Source organism: Deferribacter thermophilus (assembly GCF_049472675.1).
Classification (GTDB): Bacteria; Chrysiogenota; Deferribacteres; order Deferribacterales; family Deferribacteraceae; genus Deferribacter; species Deferribacter thermophilus.
The window spans coordinates 1-13232 of record NZ_JAPNXM010000021.1 but is presented as its reverse complement, the minus strand read 5'-3'; the positions used below and the strand labels follow the sequence as shown (position 1 = coordinate 13232).

The 13232-nt window shown below is 28.0% G+C and carries 10 protein-coding genes; 2 read left to right on the top strand and 8 right to left on the bottom strand.

The genetic code is table 11. The features are described 5' to 3' along the window. Positions 1-109: 109 nt before the first annotated feature. Genes OWM07_RS11035 through OWM07_RS11010 form a run of 6 tightly spaced genes read right to left on the bottom strand, consistent with a single transcriptional unit; the run spans position 110 to position 7667 of the window. Positions 110-3067 carry a cytochrome c3 family protein gene (locus OWM07_RS11035; RefSeq protein ID WP_423303802.1) on the bottom strand — a complete coding sequence of 986 codons (2958 nt, stop codon included), beginning with the start codon at positions 3065-3067 and terminating at the stop codon, positions 110-112. A 2-nt stretch (positions 3068-3069) separates the two neighbouring features. Then, positions 3070-3924, bottom strand: coding sequence for an NHL repeat-containing protein (locus OWM07_RS11030; RefSeq protein ID WP_423303801.1), 855 nt, complete (start codon positions 3922-3924; stop codon positions 3070-3072). A 15-nt stretch (positions 3925-3939) separates the two neighbouring features. Next, positions 3940-4755, bottom strand: coding sequence for a cytochrome c3 family protein (locus OWM07_RS11025; protein WP_423303800.1), 816 nt, complete (start codon positions 4753-4755; stop codon positions 3940-3942). Then, positions 4756-5652 carry a formate dehydrogenase subunit gamma gene (locus OWM07_RS11020; protein ID WP_423303799.1) on the bottom strand — a complete coding sequence of 299 codons (897 nt, stop codon included), beginning with the start codon at positions 5650-5652 and terminating at the stop codon, positions 4756-4758. Continuing rightward, positions 5649-6674: a cytochrome C gene (locus tag OWM07_RS11015; protein WP_423303798.1), complete on the bottom strand. Its 1026-nt coding sequence runs from the start codon at positions 6672-6674 to the stop codon at positions 5649-5651. The genes OWM07_RS11020 and OWM07_RS11015 overlap by 4 nt, the downstream gene beginning before the upstream one ends. Positions 6675-6692: 18 nt before the next feature. Next, the gene (locus OWM07_RS11010) at positions 6693-7667 is read right to left on the bottom strand and encodes a hypothetical protein (protein ID WP_423303797.1); all 975 of its coding nucleotides are present in this window, start codon (positions 7665-7667) and stop codon (positions 6693-6695) included. A 576-nt stretch (positions 7668-8243) separates the two neighbouring features. Between OWM07_RS11010 and OWM07_RS11005 the strand changes: the two genes are divergently transcribed. Next, entirely contained in the window at positions 8244-9143 is a 900-nt protein-coding gene (locus OWM07_RS11005) for a diguanylate cyclase (RefSeq protein ID WP_423303796.1), read from the top strand. A 1-nt stretch (position 9144) separates the two neighbouring features. On the opposite strand, the gene OWM07_RS11000 is transcribed toward OWM07_RS11005, so the two are convergent. Then, entirely contained in the window at positions 9145-10554 is a 1410-nt protein-coding gene (locus tag OWM07_RS11000; RefSeq protein WP_423303795.1) for an EAL domain-containing protein, read from the bottom strand. Beyond that, complete coding sequence (locus tag OWM07_RS10995) at positions 10551-10769, bottom strand: hypothetical protein (RefSeq protein ID WP_423303794.1); 219 nt, start codon at positions 10767-10769, stop codon at positions 10551-10553. Before OWM07_RS10995 ends, OWM07_RS11000 begins: the two co-directional genes overlap by 4 nt. Before the next feature lie 210 nt (positions 10770-10979). Between OWM07_RS10995 and OWM07_RS10990 the strand changes: the two genes are divergently transcribed. Continuing rightward, positions 10980-13136, top strand: a complete 2157-nt coding sequence (locus OWM07_RS10990) for a methyl-accepting chemotaxis protein (RefSeq protein WP_423303793.1) — start codon at positions 10980-10982, stop codon at positions 13134-13136. Positions 13137-13232 lie beyond the last annotated feature (96 nt).

The window sequence follows — 13232 nt, the reverse complement described above, 5'->3', positions numbered from 1 at the left end:
AAGGATTGACAGGTTTACAAATGGTTAATATTGTAGATAACAAAATGAGGATTTACACAAATAATGTTACAGGGTCGCAAATTCCATACCAAATCAAATAAAATCAAATCTAATTACCTATCAGAATATCTAATATATTTTTAGGTTTCAAGAGTTTTCTTTGACTTTTTTTTCTATATTTTTCAGTATGGTAATACTTATATCTTGTCAAACCTTCTTCTCCATGGCACGTATTACACAATTTAATCACTTCGGAATACATTAAAAAACTATTCAACGAATTCCCCTCTACATTACTATATATTTTTTTAAAGTTATCCTTTTCACTCCAAACATGAGCATCATGACAAGTTGAACAAGTAATAAACCCCTTAATATTTTTATTCCCTTGATTATCAAACAATTTTATTCCTTTAGCTATCAATTCATTGTAAGTAATTACTATTTTTGGATGGCCATAATAATTTACAGTTTTTTTATTTGCCAACCCCTTACTGTTATGACAGTATAAACATAAGTCTTCTATGAAATTTCCCTCATTATATTTATTATATGGCCATAATAAATTATTGCTTTTTGGATAATTGTGAGGTTTATGACACTCTTTGCACACCGAATCCAATTTTATATGTAATATATTTTTTAAATTATGTTCAGAAAAATTAACATCTTTTTTATTTTTATGACAACCTGTACAAAGCTCATCTGTAGAACCTATATTCTTTGAAAGCATAAAATTATTATCTAAATGAGGATCGTGACACGTAGAGCACACTATTTTCCCATCAAGAAGCTTATATTTATTGTAATTTATATTTTGAGCTAACACAAATGAATGGCTATTGTATATGACCTTATCTCCAACAATAGATCTTAATTTATGGCACTCTACACATCTATCGTTATTGTCACTAGTTTTTAAATAATCATTTTTTTGAAAATGTATATCATGGCAAAATTCACAACTGTTATCATTAAACTTTTTAAATATATTACCACTCTTTTTACTCACATTGTGTTTAGAATTTGTAAAGGTAGTTTTATCTTTATGACAATTAAAACAAATATTGCTATCATAAGCTTTAAGAAAATAATTTTCTTTATAACCACTATTTTTATTATGTGCATCATGGCATGAGATACAACTCAATTCCTTTAAGTTATATTTTTCAGAATGATTCACTTTTCCAATAGGATGCATTAATTTTACCACTTTCTCATGTGCTACACCATCTTTATTATGACATATTAAACAATAATCATTCTCTGTTTTAATTATCTCTTTGAATAGATATTTTTTGCTTTTAGCATTATGAGGAATATGGCATTCATTACAAACAAATAACTCATTATTTTTTTTAATTTTTGCATGTTTTGTAATCAAAATGTTATCTTTATCTTTATGACAATTCAAACATAAAATATCAGTATTTTTTGGGTTGTTTATTAAAAAGTTACCTAATTTGCCAGGATTATGGGGATCATGACAACTAACACACATTATTTTCCCTTCTATAAACTTACCATTACTAGTTGTTATTTTGTTTGAAGGGCTTATATTTACAGGATGAGAATGTTCACCTACCAATTTTTCCTTTGCTATTTTTCCTTTACTATGACAATCATAACAAACATTCTCTAATGAGTTAATTAAAAGATTTTTATTATCAGAGTTGTGTATCTTGTGACAAGAAACGCAATTTAATTTATCTTTATCATGAGCAGAACCAACAATTGCTTTTTTCTTATTATGACAACTTAGACATAACTTACCATCTTTGACTTCTTTTCTTAAAAAGTTTTTACTTTTTATATGTGAATTATGACATGTAGCACAGGTTATGTTATTACGATTATTATTGTCATTTAATATTTCGCTAAAATATTTATTCTCTTTTTCAAATAATGGTAAATCTGTTTTATATTTACTTTCAATAAATACAGGATGATTGTATTTATTTTTATTAATTACTTTATCTTTCACAATTCTTTTGTCTAAATGACATGAAAAACAAGCTCTACTCAACAAATCATCATCCGTTTTGGGTAAATCCAATGCCCATCCATGAGGATCATGGCATGCAGAACAAACACCATGTTCATAAGGTGATTTTTTAAATTTATTCATAAAACTTTTTAATTTTTTTATATTATGTTTGGTAAAATAAATCGCTTTTTTTTCATTATGACATTTAAAACATAACTCATCATTTTTATTATCTATAATCAACAAAGATTTATTTACACCTTTATGGGTATTGTGACATGTAAGGCAGACAATTTTATCTTCAACAAAAATCCCCCCATTTCGTTCAACTTCCATTTTTTTTACTTTATCTTTAAAAATGATATTTACTGGATGAGTTAACACCCCTTTTTTATAATACTTCCCTTTTTCTAATTTATCGGTATGGCAATAGGAACACAATTCAGAAATATCATATTTACCCAGCAACAGCTTTTTTTCTTTAGGTCCGTGAGGAGTGTGACAACTTTCACATATCACATTATTTTCTCTACCTAATACACCTCCTGCTCTAAAAAATTCTTCATTTATCAAATAATCTACCTTCGCATCAGGATGGTTATTTTTACCAAATTTATTTGTATGGCATGATTTGCATAACTCAGAATTTTCATTTCGCATTCTTAAAAATATACTTCTTGAGATACCTTCTTTCTCAGGTTCACCTGTACCATGAGCACTATGACATGTAGCACAAACAATCTTTCCCTCTTTAAGTGGTAACTCTTTTGGAACTATAACATTTTTTGACGGTTTGACTCCAACTTTATGTTTATCCTCAGCCCAAACTCGAATTCTACTATCTACAACTGTCCCATCGTGACAGGAAAAACACATTATCTCTTCAGCTACTACTCTTTTTTCAGGAAATTTAACTATATCAGTTCCTTTATGTTGAAACATAAATTCATCCATCCAGCTATAATGACAAAGAGCGCATTCTTTAGCTGGTTCCTGTCCTGTAGGTGCAGAATAAACTTTTAAACTAAATAGAATTAAATTTAAAAACAAGATTAAAATAAAAATCTTTCTCTTGTTCATTTTTAAAACCTAAAAACGTAAAGTTTTTTGGTAAAATAATCAATAACACTTAAATAATCTTTATAGGTTCTTATTCTCACAGGAGATTTGAACTTAATTAATTGCCCTTTTTTACCTAATAAATATTTTAGATCTCCTGTCTTTTTATCAAATAACTGAATGACACCTAAAAATCCATCAGCTACTAACAAATAGTTTTTGTAAAAAGCTATCCCTTTTGGTCTATAAAAACTTCCACTACTGACACCCCACTTCCCTATATATTTAACAAATTTAAATTTATTATTTAATACTTGAACTCTTGTGTTTATAACCTCAGAAACATAAATATCTCCATTTTTATCAATTAATAAATCAAAAGGATATCTAAATTCTCTCTCATAAAACCCCATAACGCCTACTTCATCAATAAAGTCTAAAGTTTTATAATTAAATCTAAGGATTTTATGTCCATCATTACTAACAACAATGTATGTATTTTTATAAAATTCGATATCTGTAGGATCCTTAACTTTAATTTCATACATTTTTTTAAAATTTTTATTATAAACGCAAATCTTATTTTTATTTGGTATTGGTACAAAAAACTTATTATCAAAATAAGTTATACCAACAGCTCCTACTGAATCCTCTAATTTAAATTTTCTATTAACATCCCCTTTTTTAATATTAATTTTGAATATTTCCCCCTTTTTCGCTTCTAAAACAAATAAACTATCTTTGATAAAAACAGCTGCAGCTGGAACCTCTCCAGCTGCAAATTGATAACTATAAATTTCATCAACATTAATTAACTCATAAGCATATATTCTTGAAACTATAATCAACAATAATAAAATATAATAAAAATTTTTCATTTTTTCTCCGCTAACTTACTTTTGTGGCTCTAAAAACTTTGGAATATAAAATTCTTTATATTTATTTACCATTCCAACAACTTCATTACTTAATATCTGTAATACTCTCTCCCTTTTATAACCAATTTCTAACAAAGGCAGATAACTCAAATCAATAGTTAGGGCATGGCATTCATCACATCTAACTGGATTATTATCTGTGTATTTATGAATAAGTTTTAAACCTTGGCTTTTTTTAGCAGGTGGTAATTTATTTACTACTTTTCTAAACTCCTCAACAAATTTTCTCAATTCAGAAGAATCAGGTCTTATGAATACCCCTCTCTCAAGAACCATAGGAATTAACTTCATTTTGGAATTACTCAAATACTTTGAAATCTCTATACTTTCTTTTACTTCTCCATTTATTTTATCATACCAAACAAACTTTTTTTCTTTATTAATTCTTATATGACAAGTCTCACAAGCCAAAAAATCACTATGCATATTTAAAAAAGCTCTTACTGCTTTATTTTTATCGTGAGGGATATCTCCATGGCACTTAATACATAAATTAATTTCATCATGAATCACACTATCACCAACATGATGAAAATGTCTCTCTAATTCTTCTTCTTTAATTACCTTATACCCAAGATCATAAGTTACTTTTTTTTCTTCAGTTAACATTTCTTTAAATAGTTCTTCCTGCTTGCTTTTATGCTCCTTACCATGATCCACTTTATGCCATATATGCATTGTAAGCTTTACTACAAGGTATGAACAATAAATAATAAAGATAATTCCTATAATGGCATATATTTTTTTTAAAAAGGTTAGCTGATGCCTCATCTAAACCTCCTTATCCACATTCGAATATTCAGTACTTTCCATATAATTCATATAATTTTTATATTGCTCTTCTAACTCCTTTTCCTTCACAAGTTTATAAGTATCCATATCCAAAACTAACTCAGGATTATTTTCGACCAACTTATTAATTCTTTGCCACTCTAAATAATACTCATGTTTCATTATCTCTTCAGGCAAATAACCAGTTAAAAACAACGGAGACATTGGAAACTTATCATAATTTACATGTGCATTATACATATGCCAGACTAATATAACTGCTGCTGCAAGAAGTGCTTCATCAGAATGAGCAATAAAGCTAATATTCAATACCCATCCAGGTACATATTTAGTTGCATCAGCTTCAAACCATAACATTAAACCTGTTAAACCTAAAACTGGAATACCCCAAAATACTGCCCAATAATCAAACTTTTCTCTCCAATGAAATCTTTCATGTTTAGGCTTTTCGTCTGAAATAAAAAAAACATACTTAAGAAAATCTATAAAATCTTTAATATCTTTTAGGCGTGGAAACATAGGTGAAAAATAAATAAACTTTAACATCCCTTTAATAGAAAAAGTATGAGTTTTTATGCTAGGCTTTATATAATAGATATATAAGTTTTTAAAAAGATAGTACCAATGATAGAAAAATAAAGCCACCATTGTACTTCCACATATTCTATGTATTACTGTTGTAACTTCTAAGCCTCCAAAAGCTTTAATTATTGTTTTTGCCCAAGGATAATAATAAAACTTCAGAGGAAATCCCGTTAAAATTAAAAGTATAAATGTTATCATTAAAATAAAATGTTGAATTCTTTGGGCTGGCAATAATTTTAAATAATATTTTTTCCCATTTATTATTTTAATCAAAGGGTATTTCTTTATCATTTACGACCTCCTTTCCTTCTTCTAAGGCTAAAGTTTGGAAAAATATCTCTAAATAATTCTAAAACTATCATCAATGCTAAAGGTAAATAGGCACCTAAAGTTAAACAGGTAAAACCAAGCGCTGTATAGTACTCAGGTTTATACAAGTTTTTATCTATAACAACATGCATTCTTACTTCACCCATCCCTGGTGTTGCATTTGGGTGACAAGTTTTCTGCGCACATGTTTTCCATCTGTTTTTATCTGCAATAGAACTATTTGGATCTTTATAACTTCTTATAGAATGGGCAGATTCATTTGGAGACACATGACAATCTATACAAGTTGGAGCATATTCAAAACCAAAAATTACAGCTTTACCATGAAAAGTATCTTTATAGGTTGCAACGGCATTTTTAAGTTTATGTTTTTTAGCCATTTCATCCTTGCCATGGCATCTTTCACACATCCTAACTATTTCTTCACTGTTTTTACTTGTATGTAGTCTATGGCTAACATGATTGTAAAAATATTTTGCAAAATCATCTTTATGACATAGTTTACATCTCGCTAACGCTTTTTCGCTTTGCCCCTCTTCTGTTATATCTTTAAAGATCTGTATGGGTCTAAATAATGGGTTATTATGACAATCAACACATTCTGGAAAATCTTTTTCGTCATGATTATTAACATAAGGGTTACTTGGATTATGAATACTATTCATTATAGCTTTTTTTACCTTCTCATGTGAAAATCTTTTTTCACTCGTTGGCTCAATAATATGGCACTCATTCAGACAGTTAACATTAGTATTTTCCTCATGAGGAATTTTTGTAATTTGATTATGACACTCCTTACATTTAATTTTTCCGTGAACTGATGAATGAAACAATGAATCGTTAACATAAAAAAGTCTTGTTCTTCCATCCTTATCAATTCTGGATAAAGTACGGTACTTATGACACAGCAAACAATTTTCATCATCCACTGCATAACAAATGGTCGTTATTAAAAAAACAAAAATAATAAAAATACTTCGCATCCCACAAACCTCCTCAATTTAAATTTTATTATGACACATAATGCATAAGTCCTTACCTTTATTAAATCTTGTTCTTCTTTCAAATTTACCTGCAGCCTGTTCTGGAATTAATTCATATTGGTGAGGCAAATGACAAGTTACACATAAAATTTGATAATCTTTGCCAAAAGGTACATATATGTTTTCTTTAGATAGAAATTCCTTTATTCTAGCAATAATTACATTATTAGGTTTTATTAAGTGATTAATCCCTGTTGGATGGAAACCACTAACTTGATGGCAACCATTACATATTTCATTTATATTTTCACTCTTAAGCTTCACATCATCTTTCGTTTTAGCTGTTTGTATATCAGGTATCTTTAGATGACATATAGTACATGTGCTTGTTATTAACTTGCTATTTGTATCTATCTGAATATGTGGATTAAATTTTTTGAAGTATTCTTTTTTATGACAATTAAAACAGTAATCCTCTAACCTGCTATACCCTTTTCTTAATAATTTATAATTGTTAAAATTATTTTTACACTTAAACTCATGACATGTAGAACAAACAACTTTCCCCTCTTTTAAGTGAAAATCATTAGGTATTTTTACATCTTTTTTTTCTTTGTAAATAAAACCAAAGCTATGACCATAGAGATTAACATAACTAACATCATGGCATGAAAGACATAATTTAAGTTCATTTTCAGCTTTTTTAATATTTAAACTATTATGGCATACACTGCATAAGTAATTTGAGTTATGAGGATTTCTCTTCTCTTTTACAAAATTTATAAAATACTCATTACTTAAAAATGCACTTTTCTTTTTTGTACCACTGTGACAAATACCACAAGATTTATTAACTAAACAAAAACGCGATATTTCTGATTGATTATGGCATTTAGAACACAATACATTTTTATTAACTACATAATCATCTTGATAAGCACACAAACCGAAAACAAATGTAAATAAAAAAATAAAAATATAATACTTTTTCATGCCGCCTTTTTAAGCAAGTTCTGTGCCAAAAAGATAAGCTATTGATACACAAAATATTTTACTAAGCATATTTTATACAATTTTAGTATGAATTTTTATTTTCTTAAATACTACCAATTAGTTAGAATTAATGTATTGGAATATTCAAATAAACTAAAATGTTAGACAATCAAAAAATATTGTGATAAGAAATTTAGTAGATTAAACTACAATAATATTTATTATATAAAGGGTGTTGCACAATAATAATTATTTAAGCACCTCAGATTGCTTCGCTGACGCTCGCAAAGACAGTGTTTTTGGTCATTGCGAGGCAAAGGAAGTTGCCGAAGCAATCACAAAACTATAGCGATATAAAAAATGATCCATTGTGCAACAGCCTCATAGAGTTTTTAGATGTATTGGCAAAAAGCAAGCTGTTGGAAGGAGCCATAAATTAGAGGATGTTGCCACCATATTCTAATATGTTGATAATTAATTGTATTAGATTGATTAGGCATCTTTTATTGCCTCACTACGATCCTATTAGCAGATTAATTTGTAACAGTTTAAAATATATTTAAAAAAGGGTGAAACATGTACAAAGTTCTTATTGCAGATGATGATAAGGATATGAGAGAAAATATGAGATTTTTTTTAGAAAAACTAAACTACGACATCATTGAGGCTTCTAATGGCATAGATGCCCTAGAGAAAATCAAAAATGATAATATATCGATAGCATTAATAGACTGGCTAATGCCAGGTCTTACAGGAATAGAATTGTGTAAAAAAACTCGAGAGTTAAATTTAGATAACTATGTTTATATTATAATTGTTACAGGTAAATCTGAAAAAGAAGATACTCTTGAAGCACTACACCATGGTGCAGATGATTATATTGTAAAACCTTTTAGTTTCAAGGAGTTAAAGATTAGGCTTTTTAGTGCGGAAAGGATAATTAAGTTAGAAAATAAATTAAAAGAAGCATACGCTAGACTTTATAATGATGCAATTCACGATTTTTTAACTGGAGTATTAAATAGGCAAAGTATTATGTCTGAATTAGAATCACTTTCTAACAATCCAAATGATGAAATTGGTATTATTATTATAGATATAGATAATTTTAAAAAAATTAATGATACATATGGGCACTTAGTAGGTGATGAAGTTTTAAAAGAAATAAGCAATATTATATCTAAATCATTAAGAAAGGATGACTATGTGGGAAGGTATGGTGGAGAAGAGTTTTTAGTAATTCTGCCTAAACTTGGTATAAATGAATCATTCAATGTAGCAGAAAGAATTAGAAAAAGTATTGCAAATCACAATTTTCATATTGGTGATTTAGACTTCAAAGTTACTGTTAGCTTAGGTGTATCATCTTTAAAAAAATTTAAAAATATAAAAGATGCACTAAATGAAGCTGACAAAGCACTTTATGTAGCCAAAAAAACTGGGAAAAATAAAACCATTATAGCAGAAAATAAATAATTTACACTTTTAGGTCGGGGACGGGGGGAGAAAAATAATACCCTTGAGAAAATTCTACTCCCAATTTTTTTATAATTTCATAGATAGTTAGATTTGAAACAAACTCAGCTATTGGGTGGCACTTTAACGTTTTAGAAATTTCAACGATATGTCTAACAATATCATAAGTAGAGCTATCTGATTCTATATTACTAATTAAAGAACCGTCTATCTTTATATAATCTATAGGCATGGAAATCAGTTTACTAAAATTGGAATATCCTACTCCAAAATCATCTATAGATATTAAAAATCCATTTTCCTTAAATTTAATAACTTCATCTTCCAACTCATAAAAACTTTCATTTTCAAGAAGCTCAATAGTGACTCTACCACTTTCAATATTGTATTCTTTACACTTATTAATCAAATAATTTAGTATCCCATTTTCCACATCCAGTGGTGTTAAATTAATTGAAACTTTTTTATGATTACCTTTCATTCTTTTAAATACTTCATCTATCAAAATCTTTGTTAAATCTTTGATATAACCAGATTCATTTGCTACTGACATAAAAAAATTTGGGGTATAAATCTTTTTCCCAATTTTTATTCTCATAAGTGCTTCATATTTTTCCACAGCACCTGTAAAATTATTTACGATGGGTTGAAAATATGGGACTAAACACCCATCTATCTCATTTTTTATAAGTGCAGTTATCCTGTTTAACCATTCCCAGTTATTTTTATAAAGCTCTACAATATTATTAATTTTACTATAGGATAGATAATCTCTATTTAATTTTTTAGCTTCTAAAAGGGCAGTTTCTGCCAGTTTTAATTGTAGCTCTGGATAATCCTTATTTTTTTCCTCCAAATCTTCACATTTAGATAAACCCAATCTAATATTTATAGGCAAATTAAATCCATTTAACTTTATAGTCTTATCTAATAAGATATTATAAATTCTACTGAGATATAAATCTTCGTCAATAGCACATGTTAACCCCAAAGAATCATATAAGACAAAAATATTTCCATATAATCTATAAACTCTATACTCTTTAAAAGTTTCTTTTAAAAAATCTGCAAATTTAACTAAATATTTATTACCAGTGTCATATCCATAAATACTGTTTATCTGCCTCATCGATTTGATATCAATAAGTATTATAACAGATTTATAATCAATTAATTCTATCATGTCATTATACAGCTTATTTCTATTTGGTAATCCTGTTAGCACATCGTAATTTGCAAGAAAATTAAGATGATTTTCTTTCTCTTTAAGCTCAGTTATCTCAAAACCATAAACTAAATATACATTATGCTCCCTAATAAAATAAGCCAAAAATTTGTACACTCTGCTATCTGGAAGAGACAGCTCAAAATCAAACTTATCTCTCTTATTTTTTATATATTCAACTATCAAAGGTGAAATATTTTTATTTTTAATATATTATCAGCAGACTTGTTTTTATACAATATCTTAGCTTCACTATTAATTAATAAAACTGGCTCAGGGTTATATTCTGGCAAAAAGTTTAATAATTCTTTAACCAATGATAAAACCTTAAATGTATTTATTATATTTTTTATAGCTAAATTAAATAGCTTTAACAAGCAAAAATTTTTATAAAAATACATAACATATATTCATATATTTTAATATACTGTTCTATAAATAATGGATATTGTATACTGAACAAATTAAAAACAAATAAACTGTCAACAAGAATATTAGTTTATTGTGTATCTTAAAAAAATATCATCACAAGCAAAAAAACTTGAGCTAATTATTAAACTATGTTATATTATTAAAAAAATATACAAAATAATATACACAAGGGAGCTGTTATGAAATTCAGAACCAAGATATTTCTTATAATAGCTATAATTATTTTTATCAATATGACTGCTGTAGTCTTCCTAAATACAATAACTAACCATAAATTAACTAAAGAGATTGTAACTGACTATGAAAATGAAAGTCTTAATAAAGTTAAAACCAATCTTAAAAATTATGTAAATATTGTCTATAAAATGATCGAAGAAAGATACAACGATTCAAAAAATTATGAATATATAAAAGAAAACTTCGGAAAAAGATTAAGGAATATCGTTGATGTAGCTTATAAAGTTGTAGAGGAAGAGTATAATAAATACAAACAAGGGTTAATAGATGAAACAACCGCAAAAAACTATGCTAAACAAGCCTTAGAATACATGAGATACGATGATGGTGTAGGTTATATCTGGATAAACAGCAACGAATTACCTTATCCTAAAATGATAATGCACCCAATCGCTAAAAGTCTAAATGGCAAAATTTTAGACAACGAGAAATATAATGTTTCTGACAATGGTGAAAACCTATTTGTTAGAATGGTAAAAGTGTGCAATCAAAATGGAGAAGGTTTTGTCTCTTATGTTTGGCCAAAGCCAGGTAAAGACAAACCACAGCCAAAACTCTCCTATGTGAAGTTATTCAAACCTTGGGGATGGATTATTGGAACAGGTGTTTATATCGATGATGTTGAAGATAGTATAAAACAGCAAGTTTTAGATTATATAAAAAAGATGAGATATGCTGATGGTAAAGGTTATTTTTGGGTAAACTCAGATGATAGACCTTATCCTAAAATGATAATGCACCCAATTGTAGAAAACCTAAACGGCAAAATTTTAGATAATAAAAAGTATAATGTGGCAGAAAACGGGAAAAACTTATTTGTTGAAATGGTTGATAAAGCTCTCAAAAAAGGTGATGGTTTTGTTAAATACAAATGGCCTAAACCTGGAGAAAAAGATCCGCAACCAAAAATTTCTTACATAAAATATTTTGAGCCATGGGGCTGGATAATAGGTACTGGTGTTTATGTAGATGATATTTCTAAAGCTATAAATTCAAAAAGAACCTTAATAAATGGTATTTTCAAAAAATCAATTTATCAAACCATTATTATCTCCTTTGTATTATTCGTATTATCATTAATTTTAAGCTACTTAATATCAAATGGTTTAGTTAGAAGATTAAGAATCCTTAGCAATAATTTTAAAGAGTTATCCCAGGGTGAAGGCGATTTAACTAAAAAATTTGAGGTCAAAGGTAAAGATGTAGTAAATGAAGTAGCCACATCTTTTAACACATTTATCGAAAACTTAAGATTGATGATTGATAAAATAAAAACAAGCTCTGAAAATCTAAATGAGTTAAACAACAATCTTAAAAATTATACAGAGAAATTCAGAGAATCATTCCAAAATCAAAAGGATGCTATTGTAGCTACAGCTAGTGCTATGGAAGAAATGAATGCAACAGCCCAAGAAGTAAAAAATAACATAGATTATAATATCGAAAGTATTAACAACCTTACTCAACAATCAGAAATGGGTAAGCAAAATGTTACTAATGCAGTAAATTATGTAGAGAATATCAGTGAAAACATCACAGAACTTAGTAATGTATTAAATAAACTTTCCAGCTCTTCAGATAAAATAGGAGACATCTTAAATGTAATCAAAGAGATTGCAGACCAGACAAACCTTTTAGCCCTTAATGCTGCTATAGAAGCTGCAAGAGCGGGTGATCATGGTAGAGGGTTTGCCGTTGTTGCTGATGAGGTGAGAAAGCTTGCTGAAAGAACACAAAAGTCTGTTGAAGAAGTAGAAAAAATAATAAATGAGCTCAGAACAGATATAATTACTGCAAATGATAAAATGAATCACTCATTAGACAGTGTAGAAGTTGGTAAAAATGAGACAATAAGTGTTAATAATGTCTTTGATGAAATTTATAAATTAATTATTGAGATAAAAAATGCTACTGAAGTAGTTTATCAATCAATTGAAGAGCAAAATATTGCCATTGCATCTGCAAATGACTCAGTTCAAGTTGTAAGAATGAGCATTGAAAATGATAGTGAACTTCTAAACAATCTTATCAATATGATAGATGATATTTATAACAATATTGAGACCTTAAGAGAGTTAGTGAAAAAAATCAAAACTTAAACTTGTGCTTAATTCTTACGGCTCTGTAACTAAAACTGTGTAAATCCTCCTGAAAATATGTTAACTAAAGAACAAACAGGAGGATTTATATGTTTA

Excerpts from the sequence above, each read along its gene's own strand:
- OWM07_RS11035 (WP_423303802.1), bottom strand. The coding sequence starts at position 3,067 with ATGAACAAGAGAAAGATTTTTATTTTAATCTTGTTTTTAAATTTAATT.
- OWM07_RS11030 (WP_423303801.1), bottom strand. The coding sequence starts at position 3,924 with ATGAAAAATTTTTATTATATTTTATTATTGTTGATTATAGTTTCAAGA.
- OWM07_RS11025 (WP_423303800.1), bottom strand. The coding sequence starts at position 4,755 with ATGAGGCATCAGCTAACCTTTTTAAAAAAAATATATGCCATTATAGGA.
- OWM07_RS11020 (WP_423303799.1), bottom strand. The coding sequence starts at position 5,652 with ATGATAAAGAAATACCCTTTGATTAAAATAATAAATGGGAAAAAATAT.
- OWM07_RS11015 (WP_423303798.1), bottom strand. The coding sequence starts at position 6,674 with ATGCGAAGTATTTTTATTATTTTTGTTTTTTTAATAACGACCATTTGT.
- OWM07_RS11010 (WP_423303797.1), bottom strand. The coding sequence starts at position 7,667 with ATGAAAAAGTATTATATTTTTATTTTTTTATTTACATTTGTTTTCGGT.
- OWM07_RS11005 (WP_423303796.1), top strand. The coding sequence starts at position 8,244 with ATGTACAAAGTTCTTATTGCAGATGATGATAAGGATATGAGAGAAAAT.
- OWM07_RS10995 (WP_423303794.1), bottom strand. The coding sequence starts at position 10,769 with ATGTATTTTTATAAAAATTTTTGCTTGTTAAAGCTATTTAATTTAGCT.
- OWM07_RS10990 (WP_423303793.1), top strand. The coding sequence starts at position 10,980 with ATGAAATTCAGAACCAAGATATTTCTTATAATAGCTATAATTATTTTT.